At 59.6% G+C, this 17,427-nt stretch carries 18 protein-coding genes and 2 pseudogenes; 9 read left to right on the top strand and 11 right to left on the bottom strand.

Going from position 1 to position 17,427, the window contains the following annotated elements; genetic code table 11:
- Positions 1-59: 59 nt before the first annotated feature.
- Both A462_RS28095 and A462_RS28100 read right to left on the bottom strand, forming a co-directional pair.
- Positions 60-839, bottom strand: coding sequence for a phosphate/phosphite/phosphonate ABC transporter substrate-binding protein (locus A462_RS28095; RefSeq protein ID WP_008431597.1), 780 nt, complete (start codon positions 837-839; stop codon positions 60-62).
- A 9-nt stretch (positions 840-848) separates the two neighbouring features.
- Positions 849-1,790: a fatty acid desaturase gene (locus A462_RS28100; RefSeq protein WP_008431594.1), complete on the bottom strand. Its 942-nt coding sequence runs from the start codon at positions 1,788-1,790 to the stop codon at positions 849-851.
- A gap of 334 nt (positions 1,791-2,124) precedes the next feature.
- Between A462_RS28100 and A462_RS28105 the strand changes: the two genes are divergently transcribed.
- Together A462_RS28105 and A462_RS28110 are read left to right on the top strand one after the other, a co-directional pair.
- Positions 2,125-2,562, top strand: a complete 438-nt coding sequence (locus A462_RS28105; protein WP_032898798.1) for a GNAT family N-acetyltransferase — start codon at positions 2,125-2,127, stop codon at positions 2,560-2,562.
- A gap of 60 nt (positions 2,563-2,622) precedes the next feature.
- Positions 2,623-3,441, top strand: coding sequence for a class I SAM-dependent methyltransferase (locus A462_RS28110; protein WP_008431591.1), 819 nt, complete (start codon positions 2,623-2,625; stop codon positions 3,439-3,441).
- Positions 3,442-3,577: 136 nt separating this feature from the next.
- Here the strand turns inward: A462_RS28110 and def are convergent, their stop codons facing one another.
- The 3 genes from def to A462_RS28125 all read right to left on the bottom strand — a co-directional run bounded on the left by def (position 3,578) and on the right by A462_RS28125 (position 5,432).
- Positions 3,578-4,117 (bottom strand): peptide deformylase, encoded by a 540-nt coding sequence (def, locus tag A462_RS28115; RefSeq protein ID WP_003213049.1) that lies wholly within the window; start codon positions 4,115-4,117, stop codon positions 3,578-3,580.
- A 3-nt stretch (positions 4,118-4,120) separates the two neighbouring features.
- Positions 4,121-5,065 (bottom strand): YihY/virulence factor BrkB family protein, encoded by a 945-nt coding sequence (locus tag A462_RS28120; RefSeq protein WP_003213047.1) that lies wholly within the window; start codon positions 5,063-5,065, stop codon positions 4,121-4,123.
- A 181-nt stretch (positions 5,066-5,246) separates the two neighbouring features.
- On the bottom strand, positions 5,247-5,432 hold the full coding sequence (locus A462_RS28125) for a CsbD family protein (RefSeq protein ID WP_003213044.1): 186 nt from the start codon (positions 5,430-5,432) through the stop codon (positions 5,247-5,249).
- 199 nt (positions 5,433-5,631) lie between these two features.
- Here A462_RS28125 and A462_RS28130 point away from each other — a divergent pair, with 199 nt between their 5' ends.
- Positions 5,632-6,009 carry a hypothetical protein gene (locus tag A462_RS28130; RefSeq protein ID WP_003213043.1) on the top strand — a complete coding sequence of 126 codons (378 nt, stop codon included), beginning with the start codon at positions 5,632-5,634 and terminating at the stop codon, positions 6,007-6,009.
- 182 nt (positions 6,010-6,191) lie between these two features.
- Here A462_RS28130 and fadD1 read toward each other — a convergent pair whose 3' ends face one another.
- Together fadD1 and fadD2 are read right to left on the bottom strand one after the other, a co-directional pair.
- The gene (fadD1, locus tag A462_RS28135; RefSeq protein ID WP_003213041.1) at positions 6,192-7,883 is read right to left on the bottom strand and encodes a long-chain-fatty-acid--CoA ligase FadD1; all 1,692 of its coding nucleotides are present in this window, start codon (positions 7,881-7,883) and stop codon (positions 6,192-6,194) included.
- A gap of 394 nt (positions 7,884-8,277) precedes the next feature.
- Entirely contained in the window at positions 8,278-9,966 is a 1,689-nt protein-coding gene (gene fadD2 / locus A462_RS28140; protein ID WP_003213039.1) for a long-chain-fatty-acid--CoA ligase FadD2, read from the bottom strand.
- Between the two features lie 209 nt (positions 9,967-10,175).
- Between fadD2 and A462_RS28145 the strand changes: the two genes are divergently transcribed.
- A complete protein-coding gene (locus A462_RS28145; RefSeq protein ID WP_008431585.1) occupies positions 10,176-11,120 on the top strand; it encodes an alpha/beta hydrolase in 945 nt (314 codons plus the stop codon).
- A 58-nt stretch (positions 11,121-11,178) separates the two neighbouring features.
- Complete coding sequence (locus tag A462_RS28150; protein ID WP_003213034.1) at positions 11,179-11,649, top strand: MaoC family dehydratase; 471 nt, start codon at positions 11,179-11,181, stop codon at positions 11,647-11,649.
- Between the two features lie 55 nt (positions 11,650-11,704).
- Here the strand turns inward: A462_RS28150 and A462_RS28155 are convergent, their stop codons facing one another.
- Positions 11,705-12,172, bottom strand: coding sequence for a ferritin-like domain-containing protein (locus A462_RS28155; protein WP_008431582.1), 468 nt, complete (start codon positions 12,170-12,172; stop codon positions 11,705-11,707).
- Between the two features lie 206 nt (positions 12,173-12,378).
- Here A462_RS28155 and A462_RS28160 point away from each other — a divergent pair, with 206 nt between their 5' ends.
- The 3 genes and pseudogenes from A462_RS28160 to A462_RS34780 form a co-directional block, all read left to right on the top strand.
- Positions 12,379-12,615, top strand: a complete 237-nt coding sequence (locus A462_RS28160; RefSeq protein ID WP_003213031.1) for a DUF3820 family protein — start codon at positions 12,379-12,381, stop codon at positions 12,613-12,615.
- 12 nt (positions 12,616-12,627) lie between these two features.
- The gene (locus tag A462_RS28165) at positions 12,628-13,809 is read left to right on the top strand and encodes an aminotransferase class V-fold PLP-dependent enzyme (RefSeq protein WP_008431580.1); all 1,182 of its coding nucleotides are present in this window, start codon (positions 12,628-12,630) and stop codon (positions 13,807-13,809) included.
- Positions 13,800-13,907, top strand: a pseudogene (locus tag A462_RS34780) (outer membrane lipoprotein carrier protein LolA); the annotation flags it as partial. The gene A462_RS28165 and the pseudogene A462_RS34780, both read left to right, overlap by 10 nt.
- 99 nt (positions 13,908-14,006) lie before the next feature.
- Here A462_RS34780 and A462_RS28170 read toward each other — a convergent pair.
- The 3 genes from A462_RS28170 to zwf are packed head-to-tail and all read right to left on the bottom strand — an operon-like array spanning position 14,007 to position 16,856.
- The gene (locus A462_RS28170) at positions 14,007-14,672 is read right to left on the bottom strand and encodes a bifunctional 4-hydroxy-2-oxoglutarate aldolase/2-dehydro-3-deoxy-phosphogluconate aldolase (RefSeq protein ID WP_003213027.1); all 666 of its coding nucleotides are present in this window, start codon (positions 14,670-14,672) and stop codon (positions 14,007-14,009) included.
- Positions 14,673-14,689: 17 nt separating this feature from the next.
- The gene (pgl, locus tag A462_RS28175; protein ID WP_008431579.1) at positions 14,690-15,403 is read right to left on the bottom strand and encodes a 6-phosphogluconolactonase; all 714 of its coding nucleotides are present in this window, start codon (positions 15,401-15,403) and stop codon (positions 14,690-14,692) included.
- Entirely contained in the window at positions 15,390-16,856 is a 1,467-nt protein-coding gene (gene zwf, locus A462_RS28180) for a glucose-6-phosphate dehydrogenase (protein ID WP_003213023.1), read from the bottom strand. Before zwf ends, pgl begins: the two co-directional genes overlap by 14 nt.
- Positions 16,857-17,074: 218 nt before the next feature.
- Between zwf and A462_RS28185 the strand changes: the two are divergent.
- Positions 17,075-17,427 (top strand): annotated as a pseudogene (locus tag A462_RS28185) (transcriptional regulator HexR); the annotation flags it as partial.

Raw genomic sequence — 17,427 nt, 5'->3', positions numbered from 1 at the left:
CTTTGAAATGGTGACGCAGAGCGTCACAGGATGCATTCCCACGCGGAGCGTGGGAACGATCATTGGAGGCGTGGATAACCCAAGGCTTCAGCCTGCTGCCGGTAATCCAGCAGCACCTGGTAATCCGCTTCGGTGGCGGGCAGCACTTCGTGTACGCCGAGGGTTTGCACCACTTCGGGCAGATCCTGCAAGGCCAGGTTCATGACCTCCCGCAGGTGTTCACTTGAGCCCGGCGCGCTGATGTAAGGCAGCGTCGGGCTGGGCGCGCTGCGGGTGACGATCCTCAGCCCGGCCACTTCCTCTGGCGCAAAACGGGCGAGGTAGTCGTAGGTCACGCTGTCGATGGCGGCAAGGTCGGCGCGGTTTTCCCGCAGCCAGCGCAGGCTTTCGCGATGGGCGCCGCTGATGCCGACTTCGGCAAAGAACCGACCGCCCTGCTGCAGCGGCGCCAGGCGTTCGCGCAGCAGGTTCATGCCGCTGTTGGAGTCATGGCCGTTGATCACACCGCGGCTGTCTTGGAAGTCGGCCAAGGCAACGCGGGGATTGTCGTCGCGGGTCAGCAGCAGGCTGCAATGCTGGCCGCCGCTGCTGTGGGGCAGTTCGTAGCGCGGGCGGCCAATCACCTGGACTTGCCCGCGCAGCTCGGTCATCAGCGGGTAGCCGCAGGTTTGCGTCAGCAGCAATTGCGGGGCGCGCCACAGGCTGCGCAGGTCGAGATGATCAGCCTTGCGGCGGGTCGCGCCCAGGCGCTCAAGGATGCGCGAAAGCCAGCGCTCATTGGCCTGTTGCACCTGCTGCGGCGCCACGTACATCAGCAGTTCGGCGTAGCGGTCACTCATGGTCGTCTCTCAAGCAAAGGGGTGCCGTGGGCTGTCGATGGCCTTGAGCCCGTGACGGCCGATCAACTGGCCGTAACCCTGCACCAGGAACCCGCCGCTGCGCGCCACCCATTGTTCGCGGCGCGCGCGGTACACGGTGGGCAGCAAATACCACGGCAGCTTCGGCAAGTCGTGATGCACCAGGTGCAGGTTATTGTTGAGGAACAGCCAGGTCCACGGCCAGGCGGCTTCGTTAAGCACCGTGCGCTGTTCCGGTTGTGGGTGCGGGCGATGCTCATAGTAGGAACGGATCGCCGCCACCGACAAGGCCGGCACGCTGACCAGCGCCACGTAGTGCCACACCGGCAGCACGCTGTAGTGGGCGATGAAGGTCAGCATCAGCACGGTCACGGTGCCATGGCTCAGCCACATCAGCCACGCCTGGCGCTGGCCTTTGCGCAGGCGTCTGACCTCGTTGCGCGCCAGCTTCCACAGCGCCAGCGGCGAACCCAACAGGAAGCGCCCCAGGACGGTCTTGGTCAGCCAATGCAAGGTGCGCTCGAACAGCGAACTGTCGTCCCACTGCCGCTGATTCAGGTAGCGGCTTTCCGGGTCGACACCGGGCACCGTCAGGTCTTCGTCGTTGTGGTGCACCAGGTGGCAGTTGCGGTACAGGGTGTAGGGGTACCAGACGGCAAACGGTGCGTAGCCGAGGAGTTTGTTCAAAGCAGTGAAGCGGGTGGGATGGCCGTGCAGCAGTTCGTGTTGCAGGGACATCCACAGCGTCACGAGCGGGATCAACAGTGCGGTACTCAGCCACAGGCCAAGCCAGTGGCTGGCGAGGATCACCGCAAACCAGCCGGCATAGACGCCGATCAACAGCAGCCAGGTCGGCCACTCGGTGCGGGCGGTAAAGGTCTGGGCCAGGGCTTCGATTTCCCGGCGCTGGGTTTCATCAAGGTAGTTGGACATCGGCAGCTCAGGGCAGGCGTGGCCGACGAAAAAGTCGGCTTCATCCTGCTCTGTGCAATGGGGCGGGAAAATCTTGCAGATCGTTTGGTGCTTAGCTTAGAACTTAATGACCAAACAGGTTGCTGTCGGTTTTCTTGGCCTTTTTCTCGGCGCGTTTTTCATCGGCGGTCTTTGCCGGTTTCTTCTTGTCAGCTTTCTTGGAATTCAGACCTTTGGCCATGATGCGTGCTCCACTTACAGGGGATGTAACACTGGGTATAACACCGATTGCCCAACAGAAGGCGCTTTGCCCGACTTATAATCTGCGCCCCCTGGATTCGCGTGTTTGAAAACCATGCCCGAGTTGCACATTGACCGACTGGCAGAGCCGTTGTGGCCGCTGCTGAACAAGTTCTATCGCAGCCATAACTCACCGATGAAGGCCCTCAAGGGTGGCCAGTTGTGGGTGGCCAGGGGCAGCGAGATTGTCGCGGGCCTGTGCCTGACGCCGGTGGTGGGTGGGCAGTGGTTGACCGGGCTGTTTGTCGACCCGGCGCTGCGTGGCCAGGGGCTGGCGGCGCAATTGATTCGCGCCTCGGTCGCAAGCGTTGAAGGCACGGTGTGGCTGCTGTGCCATCCGGACCTGGAAGGCTTTTATCAACGCCTGGGTTTTACCCAGGACACGTTGCTGCCGCAGTCCTTGTCGGAGCGCCTGGTGCGCTACAAACGCAACAAGCCGATGATCGCCATGGGCTTAGAACCGTTGGTGAGGTCGTCCTTCAATAAAGTGTGATCAGCCGTTGTGGGCCCCATGCTAGCCTCGGCGGCACCAGCGGCCCATTACAGGATGATCATGAAAGCGACCCTTGCAGCCTTATCCCTTGCAGCCCTCCTCGCCCCGGCCTTGAGCCAGGCAGCCGAAGCGCCGGTTTCCGCCGAGCAGTATGCAACCGTGCTCGCCGGCAGTTGGCGCGTGCCGGCCAACAGCGCGCGTGATGTGTATCGTCACCCGCAGCAGACCCTGGAGTTCTTTGGCCTGCGGGCCAACCAGACCCTGATCGAAATCACCCCCGGTGGTGGCTGGTACAGCGAGCTGCTGGCGCCGCTGCTCAAGGATAACGGCCACTACATCGCTGCCGTGCAGGCGCCGAACAGCAGTGCCTACGCGCGTACATCAGAAGAAAACCTGAAAAAGAAATTCGCCGCAGACCCGGTGCATTATTCCAAGGCCGGCTTCGCCGAGTTCGACCCCAAGGCTCCGGTGCTGGGCAAGCCTGGCTCGGCCGACACCGTGCTGACCTTTCGCAACGTGCATAACTGGGTGATGGCGGATACGGCGCCGGCGATGTTCGAGGCGTTCTTCAAGGTGTTGAAACCGGGCGGCGTGCTGGGGGTGGTGGATCACCGGGCCAAGGACGGGGCGTCGCTGGAAGACATCAAGCACAGCGGTTACCTGACCACCGCGTATGTGGTGAAACTGGCGACGGATGCGGGGTTCAAGCTTGAGGGGCAGAGCGAGGTGAATGCCAACCCGAAAGATACCAAGGACTACCCGGATGGGGTCTGGACCTTGCCGCCGGCGTTGACGTTGGGGGAAAAGGACAAGGCCAAGTATGTGGCGATTGGTGAGTCGGACCGGATGACGTTGCGGTTTGTGAAGCCCGCAAAATAAGCTGAATGCACGCAGAACAAATGTGGGAGCGGGCTTGCTCGCGAATGCGGTGGATCAGTCTATATCTTCGGTGACTGGCACTCCGCTTTCGCGAGCAAGCCCGCTCCCACAGTTTGAGGTGTGTTTTGCCTGAGGGTTATTCGTCTGCGGTGGGATCCATATCCGGGAACATCACTTCGATAAACCCGAACTTGCTGAAATCGGTAATCCGCGACGGGTACAGCCGGCCGATCAGGTGATCGCACTCGTGCTGTACCACCCGCGCGTGAAAGCCTTCGGCAATCCGCACAATCGGCTCGCCCTTGGGGTCAAACCCTTCGTAGCGAATCTGCTGGTAACGGTCCACTGCCCCACGCAAACCAGGCACCGACAGGCACCCTTCATAACCTTCTTCCAGCACCGGGCTAAGGGGCGTGATCAGCGGGTTGATGAGGATGGTCTGGGGCACGGCGGGCGCGTCCGGGTAGCGTTCGCTGCTCTCGAAACCGAAGATCACCAGTTGCAGGTCCACTCCAATCTGCGGTGCGGCCAGGCCGACGCCACCGACGTGTTCCATGGTCTGGAACATGTCATCAATCAACTGCCACAGCTCGGGGCTGTCGAACATTTCCGGCGGAACCGGCGGGGCAATACGCAGCAGGCGCTCATCGCCCATTTTCAGGATTTCACGGATCATCGATCAGACTTCATCGGTAGTGGGCTTTAGGGAAGGGTCGCGGCCAAGGCCTGAGACATGCTTTTTTTCGTCGTGCTCGCCAAAGTCCTTTTCACCAGGATCCTTGCCTTCGGCCGACATGTGTTCGATCACCGCATTCATCTCCGCCCCCAGCAACAGCACGGCAGCCGAGATGTAGAAGTACAACAGCAGCACAATGATCGCGCCGATACTGCCATACATGGCGTTGTAGTCGGCAAAGGTTTTGACGTAGTAGCCAAACCCCAGGGAAGCGACGATCCAGACCACCACCGCCAGGACCGATCCCGGGGTGATAAAGCGAAACTTCTGCTTCACGTCAGGCATCACGTAGTACATCAACGCCACGGAGAACATCAACAGGATGACGATCAGCGGCCAACGCAGGATGGTCCACAGCGTGACCACGAATTCCTGCATGCCGATCTGCCCCGCCAGCCATTCCATTACCTGCGGCCCGAGCACCATCAAGGCGGCGGCGGCCAACAGCATGCCGGCGAAGCCTACGGTGTAGAAAATCGACAGCGGGAAGCGCTTCCAGATCGGTCGGCCTTCCACCACGTCATAGGCGGCATTCATCGCACTCATCATCAGGCGCACACCCGCCGAGGCGGTGTACAGCGCGATCACGATACCCACCGACAACAGGCCACCCTTGGATTGCTGCAACTGGTCGATCACCGGGTTGACCTGCTCCAGGGCCTGGGGCGGCAATACCAGTTCCGATTGCATGCGCAGCCAGGTGAAGAAGTCCGGCAGGTGCAGGAAACCGATCAGGGCAATCAGGAACAGCAGGAAGGGAAACAGCGAGAACAGCATCTGGTAGGCCAGCGCCGAGGCGTACGTAGGCATCTCGTCATCGAGGAACTCTGTGACAGTGCGCACCAGCACTTTGTGCAGGGGCAAGCCTTGTAATACCGGAAAAATCATAGCGTCTCCTTTCGCCGCAAAAAGTTGAGTTCGTGGGCGACTCAGGGGCCGTTTTCTACATCAAGGTAGCTTATTTGGCGACCTTGAAACAATTTCCAAACTTTAATCACTGCAGGTGACACAAAAACGGCCATCCGTGGATGGCCGTCGGGCTGCTGGAGTGCAGGCAGCCAGGTCGGGACTATTTGACCGCTTTCTTTACTGCGTCCTTGGTGTCGCCGACTGCTTTTTGCACTTCACCTTTCTTTTCCTGAACCACGCCTTCAGCCCGCAACTTGTCGTTGCCGGTGACTTTGCCAACACCTTGCTTGATGTTGCCTACGGCTTCGTTCGCCAAACCTTTTGCCTTATCCGATGTGCTGCTCATGGTATTTCTCCTGGGAACAATCAAGGATTTTGGTCACTACGTAAACGTTGACCCTTGGCCTTTCCAGAGAGTTTCAATTATTTTTTCAGCGGCATTTCATCGCGCCGTACAGGTTTGGCTTTATGTTTTGCGGCCAACCCACGAGAATGCCGGGCACATCCAGGCGCAAGCGCTGGGTAACAGATCCCGTAGGAAGGTTATGAAACTCAATAAAGCACAGGCCATTGCCCGCAGAAACCAGGAACTGGGCGGTGCCGTACTCGGTGTCAACAACTGCCACTTCACCGACCTGGACCGCAAACGCAACATCTGGTGGTTCGACCTGCCGGTGGGCCGGATTGCCGTGGGCCAGTACGAGTGGATCCACTTGTTGATGCACAACGCCGAGAGCGACCAGTTGCTGCACCTGAAGGTGCCAACGGTGTTTCTGCGCGAGAAGCTGGAAGGCCTGGTGGTGCGCAATGCCGGCAAGCGCAAGCCGGAGATTACCCTGGAGCTGAGTGCCGACAAGGACTCGTTCCTCAAGGACGTACGCCCGGCCGGTGCTGGTGTGAGCTTCGCGCAGTTCGCACTGTAGGAATACGGTAAAAACTGTGGGAGCGGGCTTGCTCGCGAATGCGGTGTGTCAGTAACCGGTATATCACTGGCACACCGCTTTCGCGAGCAAGCCCGCTCCCACATTTGGATTGCATTTCAATGCGGGAAAATCAGCGTTCAATAAAAAGCCCCGCATCTGCGGGGCTTTTCGTTGGGGCCGATTTACTTCTTCAAACCCAGCTTTTTCAGTTCTTCGTCCCGCAGTTCGCGGCGCAGGATCTTGCCCACGTTGGTGGTCGGCAGCGCATCGCGGAATTCCACGGCCTTGGGCACCTTGTAGCCGGTGACGTTGGCGCGCATGTGCTCCATCACCTGGTCTTTGGTCAGGCTGGCACCCGGCTTGACCACGATGAAGATCTTGATGTGTTCCCCGGACTTCTCGTCCGGCACACCAATGGCCGCGCATTGCAGCACGCCCGGCAGGGTCGCCAGCACATCTTCCAGCTCGTTGGGGTAGACGTTGAAACCGGAGACCAGAATCATGTCCTTCTTGCGGTCGACAATGCGCATGTAGCCATCCGGCTGGATGATCGCGATGTCACCGGTCTTCAGCCAGCCTTCGCTGTCGAGGATCTCGGCGGTGGCGTCTTCGCGCTGCCAGTAGCCCTTCATAACTTGCGGGCCCTTGACGCACAACTCGCCCACTTCACCCAGTGCCAGCTCGACGCCGTCATCGGTGATGACCTTGCACAGGGTCGACGGCACCGGAATGCCGATGGTGCCGATCTGGATGTTCTGGATCGGGTTCACGGTGGCCACCGGGCTGGTTTCGGTCATGCCGTAACCTTCGCAGATGGAGCAGCCGGTGACCGCTTTCCAGCGCTCGGCCGCCGCCAGTTGCAGGGCCATGCCGCCTGACAGGGTGACCTTCAGCGCCGAGAAATCCAGCTTGCGGAAGGCGTCGTTGTTGCACAGGGCAACAAACAGGGTGTTCAGGCCGACAAAGCCGCTGAACTTCCACTTCGACAGTTCCTTGACCATCGCCGACAGGTCGCGCGGGTTGCTGATCAGGATGTTGTGGTTGCCGATCAGCATCATCGCCATGCAATGAAAGGTGAAGGCATAGATGTGGTACAGCGGCAGCGGGGTAATCAGGATCTCGCAACCTTCATTCAGGTTGGAGCCCATCAGCGCCTTGCACTGCAGCATGTTGGCGACGAGGTTGCGGTGGGTCAGCATCGCGCCCTTGGCCACGCCCGTGGTGCCGCCGGTGTATTGCAGCACGGCGACTTCGTCGCTGGCGGGGCTGACTTCGTTCACCGGCTGGCCGTGGCCCTTGGCCAGGACGTCGTTGAACTTGATCGCCTTGGGCAAGTGGTACGCCGGGACCATCTTCTTCACGTACTTGATGACGCTGTTGATCAGCAGGCGCTTGAGCGGCGGCAACAGGTCGGCGACTTCGGTGACGATCACGTGCCGGACGGAAGTCTTGGGCACGACTTTTTCAGCCAGGTGCGCCATGTTGGCCAGGCAGACCAGGGCCTTGGCACCGGAGTCGTTGAATTGGTGTTCCATTTCCCGCGCGGTGTACAGCGGGTTGGTGTTGACCACGATCAAGCCGGCACGGATGGCACCGAATACGGCGACCGGGTATTGCAGGACGTTGGGCAGTTGCACGGCGATTCGATCACCGGGCTGCAAGTCGGTATGCTGTTGCAGGTAAGCGGCGAAGGCGCCGGACAGTTCGTACAGTTCACCGTAGGTGATTGTCTTGCCCAGGTTGCTGAAAGCCGGTTTGTTGGCGAAGCGTTGGCAGGACTGCTTCAGTACCGCCTGAATATTCGGATACTCGTCTGGATTGATTTCTGCAGCAATCCCGGCGGGGTACTTATCCTTCCAAAAGTCTTCGATCATGGAAGCCCACTCCTCAGCGACGCGAATTCATTCATCGCATTTGATGCGATTATTATTTGTTTGTTTTTGGGTGAGTCTGGCGGTTAAAAGCAGGCCAAGAGGTCACAAAGCGCGCCGAGAGTAGCAGCTTTGCCAAGGGCCGCCTAGAGCCAAAAGAGGCCCCTACGGTCATAAACATGACTCAAGAATATCTAATGGTCATTTTTAGAGCAAAGATTCTATAAGCCAAGAAAGGGCTCTGGAATGGGCTTCTACGCATTTAAACTGAATGAATAAAAACCAAATGTGGGAGCGGGCTTGCTCGCGAAAGCGCAGTGTCAGTCACAGGATATGTCGACTGGTACACCGCTTTCGCGAGCAAGCCCGCTCCCACATTTTTTGACCTTATTTCAAATCAGGCTATGTCGCGCAATTCGCGCCGCAGGATCTTGCCCACCGGCGTCATCGGCAACGACTCACGCAACACAATATGCTTGGGCACCTTGTAGCCGGTGAAGTTGGCCTTGCAGTAGGTCTTCAGCTCTTCAAGGCTCACGCCCTGGGCACGGGCCACCACAAACAGCTTCACCGCCTCGCCGGTACGCTCGTCCGGCACACCGATCACCGCGCAGCTGGCCACCGCCGGATGCGCCATCACCACGTCTTCGATCTCGTTGGGGTACACGTTGAACCCCGAGACGATGATCAGATCCTTCTTGCGATCAACGATGCGCACAAAGCCGTCCGGGTCGATCACCGCTATATCGCCGGTCTTGAGCCAGCCTTCGGCGTCCAGGGTCTCGGCGGTCGCCACCGGCTGCTGCCAGTAGCCCTTCATCACTTGCGGGCCCTTGATGCACAGCTCGCCCCGCTCGCCCAGCGGCAGCTCCGCGCCGTTGTCGTCGATGATCTTCATCGCCGTGCCCGGCACCGGAATGCCCACGGTGCCCAGCTTCGATTTGCCGCCATAGGGGTTGGTGCTGGCCACCGGTGAGGTTTCGGTCAAGCCGTAGCCTTCACCAATCGCGCAGCCGGTCAGTTGCTGCCAGCGCTCGGCCGTGGCCTTGACCAGTGCGGTGCCGCCGGAGTTGGTGAGCTTGAGGTGGGAGAAATCCAGGCTCTTGAAGTCCGGGTGGTCCATCAAGGCCACGAACAGGGTGTTGAGCCCCAGCAGCCCGGTGAAGCGCCACTTTTTCAGCTCCTTGATAAAGCCGCCGATGTCCCGGGGATTGGTGATCAGCACGTTGTGGTTGCCCGACACCATCATGCACATGCAATTCGCGGTGAAGGCATAGATGTGGTACAGCGGCAGCGGCGCCACCATCACCTCCTGCCCCTCCTTGATAAGCGGATGGCCGTCGTCCCCCAGTTGCGACATACACGCCCGCACTTGCTGCATGTTGGCCACCAGGTTGCCGTGGGTAAGCATTGCGCCCTTGGCCAGGCCGGTGGTGCCGCCGGTGTATTGCAGCACCGCGATGTCGTCGAGGGTCACCGGGTGGCGGTTGAGTGCCTGGCCGGCGCCCATGCGCAGGGCGCGCTTGAAGGAGATGGCTTGCGGCAGGTTATAGGCCGGGACCATCTTCTTCACCTTGTCGACCACGGTGTTGATCAGCCAGCCCTTGGCGGCAGGCATGAAGTCGCCCATCTTCGCTTCGATCAGGTATTCGATCTCGGTGTCCTTGCTGACTTCTTCAACCCGCGAGCCAAACAGGTTCAGGTACACCAGCGCACGAATGCCGGCATCCTTGAATTGGTGACGCATTTCCCGCGGGGTGTACAACGGGTTGGTGTTGACCACGATCAGCCCGGCGCGCAGGGCGCCGAACACGGCAATCGGATAATGCAGGACGTTGGGCATCTGCACGGCAATGCGGTCACCCGGCTTGAGGTCGGTGTGCCACTGCAGGTAACCGGCGAACGCGGCGCTGCGCCGATCCAGCTCGGCGTAGGTCAGGGTGATCCCCATGTTGCTGAACGCCGGACGATCGGCAAAGGTCTTGCAGGAACGCTCGAAGACTTCGATCACCGATTTATAGGCTGTGAGGTCGATCTCGTTGGGAACCCCGGCTGCGCGTTTGTCATTCCAGAAATCAGGTTGCATTATTCTTGTCCTCTTACCTGAGTGGTCCGGCCGCTTTTGATGTTGCGATGAAAGCGGAGCTTTGGGGACGTTAGCAGCTATGGTCAATCAGGCAAATACAACAAGATGCGTCATTGATTGTGTGAATCTCCCCGCCAAGGCCAGCGCTGATCCAGCGGCCTGCGGTGAATGAGCTATACACTGCAACGACCCTGAGCAAAGGAAGCGCCATGAACCACACCACTTTCTGGCTGACCGCGAATGACCGCAGTCGGGTGTACGTCAACCAGTGGCTGCCGGACGGGCCGCCCAAGGCGCTGATCATGCTGGCCCACGGCATGGCCGAGCACAGTGGCCGCTATGCCCGCCTGGCCCAGGCGTTGTGTGATGCCAGCTACGGCCTGTACGCCCCCGACCAGCGCGGCCACGGGCGTACCGCCGACGAGGGCACCCTGGGGCTGTTCGCCGAGAAAGACGGCTGGAACAAGGTGGTGGGCGACCTGGCGAGCCTCAACCAGCATATCGGCCAGCAAGCGCCGGGGGTGCCGATCATCCTGCTGGGCCACAGCATGGGCAGCTACATTGCCCAGGCGTACCTGCTGCACCACAGCGCGAGCCTTAACGGGGCGATTCTCAGCGGCTCGAATTTCCAGCCGGTGGCGCTGTACGGCGCGGCCAAGGTGATTGCCCATGTCGAACGCCTGCGCCAGGGGTTGCGCGGGCGCAGTGCGCTGATTGATTTCCTGTCATTTGGATCGTTCAACAAGGCGTTCAAACCCAATCGCACCGCTTTCGACTGGCTCAGCCGTGACCCGGCCGAGGTCGACAAGTACGTCAGCGACCCGCTTTGCGGCTTCCGTTGCACCAACCAGCTGTGGATCGACCTGCTGGGCGGCTTGCAGCAAATCAGCAAAGCGTCCAATCTCGCTCAGATAGACCCGGGGCTGCCCATCCTGATAATGGGCGGTGAATGTGATCCGGTCAGTGAAGGCAAGCGTCTCAAAAGTCTGGCCAATGCGTTGCGTGAAGCCGGCTGCCAGCACCTGGAGCTGAGCATTTACCCACAGGCGCGCCACGAATTATTCAACGAAACCAACCGTGATGCGGTCACAGCCGACGTGCTGACGTGGCTGGCCCAGGCAGCAGTGCTGCGCCGCCCTACTCGCTGCGAATGATTTTTCGTTTAAAATCAATATATTAAGATTTCTGATTAGCCACAGGATGCACCAACTGATGACCCAGGTTACCAACACGCCTTACGAAGCCCTCGAAGTCGGCCAGACCGCCAGCTACAGCAAGACCGTCGAAGAGCGCGATATCCAGTTGTTCGCGGCAATGTCCGGCGACCACAACCCGGTGCATCTGGACGCCGAATTCGCCAAGGCGACCATGTTCAAGGAGCGCATTGCCCACGGCATGTTCAGCGGCGCCCTGATCAGCGCGGCGGTTGCGTGCGAGTTGCCTGGGCCCGGCACGATATACATCGGCCAGCAAATGACCTTCCAGAAGCCGGTCAAAATCGGCGACACCCTGACCGTGCGTCTGGAAATCCTCGAGAAGCTGCCGAAATTCCGCGTGCGTATCGCCACCCGCGTATTCAACCAGCGCGATGAACTGGTGGTGGATGGCGAAGCCGAGATCCTCGCGCCACGCAAGCAGCAGACCGTGACCCTGACCGAACTGCCGGCCATCAGCATCGGTTGAACGAACGCCCATGAAAAAGCCCCGCATCTGCGGGGCTTTTTTATTCAGGCGGGGCTCAAGACTGAGCGCGAGCCTGGTTACGCAGGGCTTTCACCTGGTCGTGGTTGCGTTGCGCGCCGTGGAACTGACGCTCTACCAGGTCACGAATGCCCAGCAGGTTGTGCTTGTTGATCTTCTCGATCGCTTCTTTGTAAGCCTTCAGTGCGTGGTCTTCACCGCGCTCGGCTTCGTTCAGCACGGCTTCTTCGTCTTTACCGGTCACCATCGACTTCACGTCGACCCAACCACGGTGCAAGGCACCGGCGACGCTACCGGATTTTTCCGGATCACCACCCAGTGCTCTTACTGCGGTCTGCAGTTCGGCAGCGGCGGTACCGCAATCAACGGAACGTTTGGCAAACAGGGCTTTGAGTTCAGGGTGCTTGATGTCTTCTGCGCAGGTCTTGAAGCCTTCCTGGCCGTCTTTGCTGGTCTCGATCAGGTCGTTGAGTACGGAGATCGATTCTTTGTTGATATCAGTCATTTTTCAATTCCTTCGCGGGTTAAGAAACGTGTATTAGTAATTGCAGCGCCCGTGCCAGCTTTTGAAAAACAATTTATTACTTAAATTTCAATAAGTTAGCCAATACACAAAAATCTGTATCCGCTTTATTTGCATGATCTGTCATTTGGCCTCCATGCAGAATGCCTGTATTTTCCAAAGCACCGACTCAAACACCTGAAGCCGCAATGAACCCTGAAAAACTTGAACTGCTGATCACCCGCGAAATGCCCTTCGGCAAGTACAAGGGCCGGATCATTGCCGACTTGCCCGGCCCCTACCTGAACTGGTTCGCCCGTGAAGGTTTCCCCCACGGCGAACTGGGCGGGTTGCTGGCCCTGATGCAGGAAATCGACCACAACGGTTTATCCGAACTGCTGGAACCCCTACGCGCCAAGCACGGCAAGCCCGCCCCTCGTCATTAATAGAGCACGCACATGGACAGTACCCGCGACGAACAACACTGGCACGCCATCGCCCAGCGCTACGACCTGGAGCCCGGCCCGATCAACCTCGAAAACGGTTACTTCGGGCGCATGAGCCGCGCGGTACTTGAGCAGTATCAGGACAACGTCGCCTTCATCAACCGCAGCAACTCGATCCATGTGCGCCAGCGTTTCGAGCAGGGCGAAAACGTCGAGATCCGTAACCAGTTGGCGCAATTGATGGACGCCGATCCTGAAGCCATCGCCCTCACCCGCTGCGCCTCGGATGCGTTGCAGTCGCTGATCCGCAACTACAACCGCTTGCAGCCCGGCGACCAGGTGCTGATCAGCGACCTGGAGTACGACACCGTCAAGGGCGCCATGCGCTGGCTGGCGCAGAATCGCGGCGTAGAAGTGATCGAAATTGCCCACGAACACCCGGCCAGTTTCGACAGCCTGGTGCAGACGTATCGCGATGCGTTCCTGCGCTATCCCCGCCTGAAACTGCTGGCACTGACCTACGTGACCCACCGCACCGGGCTGGTGATGCCGGTGGAGGCGATTGCCGGCGCTGCCAGGGAACATGGAATTGATGTGATCCTCGATGGCGCCCATGCGCTGGGGCAGATCGAGTTCAACCTGGCGCAGTTGGGTATCGCGTTTGCCGGTTTCAACCTGCACAAGTGGATCGGTGCGCCGTTGACCCTGGGCTTTATTTATATCGACCCGCAACGGTTGGCGGACATTGATCCGGACATGGGTGAGTTTCACTATCCGGTGACCGATGTACGTGCCCGCACGCCGTACAGCACGCCGAATTTCCCGGCGTTGATGACCTTGCCGCTGGTGTTCGAAGAGCATCGGGCATTGGGCGGGTCGAAGGCCAAGGGGGCCCGCCTTAATTACCTGCGGGATTTGTGGGTGAGTGAGGTGCGGCAGTTGCCGGGAATTGAAGTGCTGACGCCGGACGACCCACGGCTGTATTGCGCGATTACGTCGTTCAAGTTCACTGACAAGCCGGATCAGCAGGTGATGGCGGACCGACTGCTCAAGGAATACAACCTCTTCACCACAACCCGCAGCGGGGCGTCGTTCGGCAGTTGTATTCGGGTGACACCAGGCTTTTTGACGTCAGCGGCAGACATTCATGCGCTGATCAAAGCCATCACCGAACTGAGCGCGATATCACTGTAGGAGCGAGCTTGCTCGCGAAGGTCGTTAACGATGACACGGGAAACCTGACACCCAGCGGTGCTCTCGGTTTTTTCGCGAGCAAGCTCGCTCCTACAGTGGGAGTGGGCCATTTTCCGCAGGCAAAAAAAAGCGGCACACCGACCAAGTGCACCGCAAAAATGCCGTAGAACACAGCAACAACGATTCGGTAAATCCAATCAGTCCAGCAGGGCCAGCGCCTCGGCGGTGGTTTCCTGGATGCGTGCCCAGTCGCCGTTCTTGACCCATTCCGGATCAAGCATCCAGCTACCGCCCACGCACATCACATTTTTCAACGCCATGTAGCTCTTGATGTTGGCCGGGCCAACCCCGCCAGTCGGGCAGAATTTCACTTCGCCAAACGGGCCGCCCAAGGCCTTGATCGCCGCCACGCCACCGCTGACTTCAGCCGGGAACAGCTTGAAGCGGCGATAACCCAGGCCATAACCTTCCATGATCCCGGAGGCATTGCTGATGCCCGGCAACAGCGGAATCGAGCTGTGTACCGAGGCTTCCAGCAGGTCACGGGTAATCCCGGGAGTGACGATAAATTGCGAACCGGCCACTTCGGCCGCTTCCAGCATATGACGATCCAGCACGGTACCGGCACCGGTGCACAGCTCCGGACGCTGCTCACGCAGTACCTGGATGGCCTTGAGGCCGAACTGCGAACGCAGGGTCACTTCCAGTGCGGTCAAACCACCGGCTGCCAGGGCATCGGCCAGCGGCAGGATGTCCTGTTCACGGGCAATGGTGATCACCGGCAGGATCCGCGCCTTGGCGCAGAGGCTGTCGATCAAGGCAACTTTGTCCGCCATGGAAACGGTAGGTTGAGGGCTGTTCATCGCGGCTGATCCTTGGCTCATGGGCACCAGTAAATCTCTAGAGTAGGTTGCAAAAACGCGCGTATCGGCATGGCAGCAACGTCGTCACTGGCCAGCGCGGCGCTCAATGTGGTCAATTTCGAGCTGCCGGAAATCGACAGCACGGTGTAGTGGGCGGTGGCCAGCAGCGCGCGACTCATGGTCAGGCGCTGGTGCGGCACGGTCGGCGCCAGCATCGGCCAGCAACGACGGCTGCCGTCCGGCTTCAACGCTTCAGCCAGGTTCGGGCTGTTGGGGAACAGCGACGCGGTGTGGCCGTCGTCGCCCATGCCCAGTACCAGCACATCAATCGCCGGCAACTCGGCCAGCAGGCGATCGGCCTGCTCGGCAGCGTCGTCAAGGGTGGCGGCGACGCTGTACAGGCTCAGGAACTTGGCCTTGGCCGCCGGGCCTTGCAGCAAATACTTCTTCAACAGGCCGGCATTGCTGTCGGCATGTTCCACCGGCACCCAGCGCTCGTCGGCCAGGGTGATGGTCACCTTGGACCAGTCCAGGCCTTGCTTGGCGAGGTTCTGGAAGAACGCCACCGGGCTGCGGCCGCCGGACACCACCAGGGTCGCTTCGCCACGGGCACTGATGGCCGCGCGCAGTTGTTCGGCCACGTCATTGGCCAAGCCATCCGCCAGCAGCACCGGGTTGCGGTACTCATGGGCAGTCACGCCCTGAGGCAGTTTCAAATCAGATATCGCCATACCAAGACCTCCCGTCCCGCGTGATCAGTGCAATCGAGCTCATTGGCCCCCAGGACCCCGCCGCGTACGGCTTGGGCGCATCACCGGATTTTTTCCATCCGGCGATCAACTGGTCACACCACTTCCACGCAGCTTCGATTTCATCTTTGCGCACAAACAGGTTCTGGTTGCCACGCATTACTTCCAGCAACAGCCGCTCGTAGGCATCGGGAATCCGTGCGCTGCGATAGGTGTCGGAAAAATTCAGTTGCAGCGGGCCGCTGCGCAGTTGCATGCCCTTGTCCAGGCCCTGCTCCTTGGTCATCACGCGCAAGGAAATCCCTTCGTCCGGTTGCAGGCGGATGATCAGTTTGTTGCTGATCTGCAAGCGCTGCTCCGGGGCGAAGATGTAGTGGGACGGTTCCTTGAAGTGGATGACGATCTGCGACAGTTTTTGCGGCATGCGCTTGCCGGTACGCAGGTAGAACGGCACCCCGGCCCAACGCCAGTTACGGATATCGGCACGCAGGGCGACGAAGGTCTCGGTGTCGCTCTGGGTGTTGGAGTTCTCTTCTTCCAGGTAACCCGGTACCGGCTTGCCGGCGCTGTAGCCGGCGATGTATTGGCCACGCACCACCTGGGTGGTCAGGCCGTCCGGACTGATGGGCGCCAGGGCCTTGAGCACCTTGACCTTCTCGTCCCGAATACTGTCGGCAGACAGGTCGGCCGGCGGGTCCATGGCGATCAGGCACAGCAGCTGCAGCAAGTGATTCTGGATCATGTCCCGCAGCTGCCCGGCCTTGTCGAAATAGCCCCAGCGACCTTCGATGCCTACTTGCTCGGCCACGGTGATTTCCACGTGGGAGATGTAGTTCTGGTTCCACTGGGTTTCAAACAGGCTGTTGGCAAAACGCAGGGCGATCAGGTTCTGGACGGTCTCTTTGCCCAGGTAGTGGTCGATGCGGTAGGTGCGGTTTTCCGGGAAAAACTGCGCCACGGCGTCGTTGACCTTGCGCGAGGAATCCAGGTCCGAACCGATGGGTTTTTCCAGGACCACGCGGGTGTTTTCCGCCAGGCCGACCTTGGACAGGTTCTCGCAGATCGCGCCATACACCGCCGCCGGGGTAGCGAAGTAGGCGATCAGGCGTTGTTCGGTGCCGGCGTTCTCTGCCAGGGCGACGTAGTCATCGGCCTTCAGGAAGTCGACATGCAGGTACGTCAGGCGGGCCAGGAAACGCTGGGCGACGGTTTCGTCCAGTTCCTTGCCAACGTAACCACGCAATTCTTTTTCAATGTGGGCCAGGTGCTGTTGCTCGGAACCGGCCTCACGGGCCAGGGCCAGGATGCGCGTGTCTTCGTGCAGCAGGCCCGCACCATCGAGTTGATAGAGGGCAGGAAATAACTTGCGCAGCGCCAGATCACCCAAGGCGCCAAACAGGGCAAAGGTGCAGGGTTCTACGGTTATCGAAGGCATGATGTTTGTTCTTTTATCAAGTTAAGCTACAAATACCTTTTTTTAAGGCATCACTCAAGGAAAAATGTAGTAATAACCACAACATTTTCCCGAAAAACGTATTCCGAGTGGTGGTGTTCAACTACCCTCAGTAGGATAGGCCACCGCAAAGGGCCGCTCGTCGATTGGTTGACGACCCTTATTTGCATCGTCGCCCTAAGGAAACATGAATGGACCGCGTGCGAAATCTACTGGAACAGATCCAGAAACGCCTCGAAGAACTGAACAAGGCTGAACGTAAAGTCGCCGAGGTCATCCTGCTCAACCCGCAGCAGGCGACCCGCTTCTCTATCGCCGCCCTCGCCCAGGCCGCTTCGGTCAGCGAACCTACAGTGAACCGCTTCTGCCGCTCGTTCGGCGTGAGTGGTTACCCTGAACTTAAATTGCAGCTGGCGCAAAGCCTGGCCAGCGGCGCGGCGTATGTCAGCCGCGCGGTGGAGGCCGATGATAACCCGGAGGCCTACACCCAGAAGATCTTCGGCAGTGCCATCGCCTCCCTCGACTGCGCCTTCCAGGCTCTGGACCCGAACCT

The sequence above is a fragment of the Pseudomonas sp. Ag1 genome (assembly GCF_000278565.1).
Lineage (GTDB): Bacteria > Pseudomonadota > Gammaproteobacteria > Pseudomonadales > Pseudomonadaceae > Aquipseudomonas.
Note: the sequence above shows the minus strand (reverse complement) of the source record. Positions and strands in the feature narration are given on the sequence as shown.

Excerpts from the sequence above, each read along its gene's own strand:
- A462_RS28095 (WP_008431597.1), bottom strand. The coding sequence starts at position 839 with ATGAGTGACCGCTACGCCGAACTGCTGATGTACGTGGCGCCGCAGCAG.
- A462_RS28100 (WP_008431594.1), bottom strand. The coding sequence starts at position 1,790 with ATGTCCAACTACCTTGATGAAACCCAGCGCCGGGAAATCGAAGCCCTG.
- A462_RS28105 (WP_032898798.1), top strand. The coding sequence starts at position 2,125 with ATGCCCGAGTTGCACATTGACCGACTGGCAGAGCCGTTGTGGCCGCTG.
- A462_RS28110 (WP_008431591.1), top strand. The coding sequence starts at position 2,623 with ATGAAAGCGACCCTTGCAGCCTTATCCCTTGCAGCCCTCCTCGCCCCG.
- def (WP_003213049.1), bottom strand. The coding sequence starts at position 4,117 with ATGATCCGTGAAATCCTGAAAATGGGCGATGAGCGCCTGCTGCGTATT.
- A462_RS28120 (WP_003213047.1), bottom strand. The coding sequence starts at position 5,065 with ATGATTTTTCCGGTATTACAAGGCTTGCCCCTGCACAAAGTGCTGGTG.
- A462_RS28125 (WP_003213044.1), bottom strand. The coding sequence starts at position 5,432 with ATGAGCAGCACATCGGATAAGGCAAAAGGTTTGGCGAACGAAGCCGTA.
- A462_RS28130 (WP_003213043.1), top strand. The coding sequence starts at position 5,632 with ATGAAACTCAATAAAGCACAGGCCATTGCCCGCAGAAACCAGGAACTG.
- fadD1 (WP_003213041.1), bottom strand. The coding sequence starts at position 7,883 with ATGATCGAAGACTTTTGGAAGGATAAGTACCCCGCCGGGATTGCTGCA.
- fadD2 (WP_003213039.1), bottom strand. The coding sequence starts at position 9,966 with ATGCAACCTGATTTCTGGAATGACAAACGCGCAGCCGGGGTTCCCAAC.
- A462_RS28145 (WP_008431585.1), top strand. The coding sequence starts at position 10,176 with ATGAACCACACCACTTTCTGGCTGACCGCGAATGACCGCAGTCGGGTG.
- A462_RS28150 (WP_003213034.1), top strand. The coding sequence starts at position 11,179 with ATGACCCAGGTTACCAACACGCCTTACGAAGCCCTCGAAGTCGGCCAG.
- A462_RS28155 (WP_008431582.1), bottom strand. The coding sequence starts at position 12,172 with ATGACTGATATCAACAAAGAATCGATCTCCGTACTCAACGACCTGATC.
- A462_RS28160 (WP_003213031.1), top strand. The coding sequence starts at position 12,379 with ATGAACCCTGAAAAACTTGAACTGCTGATCACCCGCGAAATGCCCTTC.
- A462_RS28165 (WP_008431580.1), top strand. The coding sequence starts at position 12,628 with ATGGACAGTACCCGCGACGAACAACACTGGCACGCCATCGCCCAGCGC.
- A462_RS28170 (WP_003213027.1), bottom strand. The coding sequence starts at position 14,672 with ATGAACAGCCCTCAACCTACCGTTTCCATGGCGGACAAAGTTGCCTTG.
- pgl (WP_008431579.1), bottom strand. The coding sequence starts at position 15,403 with ATGGCGATATCTGATTTGAAACTGCCTCAGGGCGTGACTGCCCATGAG.
- zwf (WP_003213023.1), bottom strand. The coding sequence starts at position 16,856 with ATGCCTTCGATAACCGTAGAACCCTGCACCTTTGCCCTGTTTGGCGCC.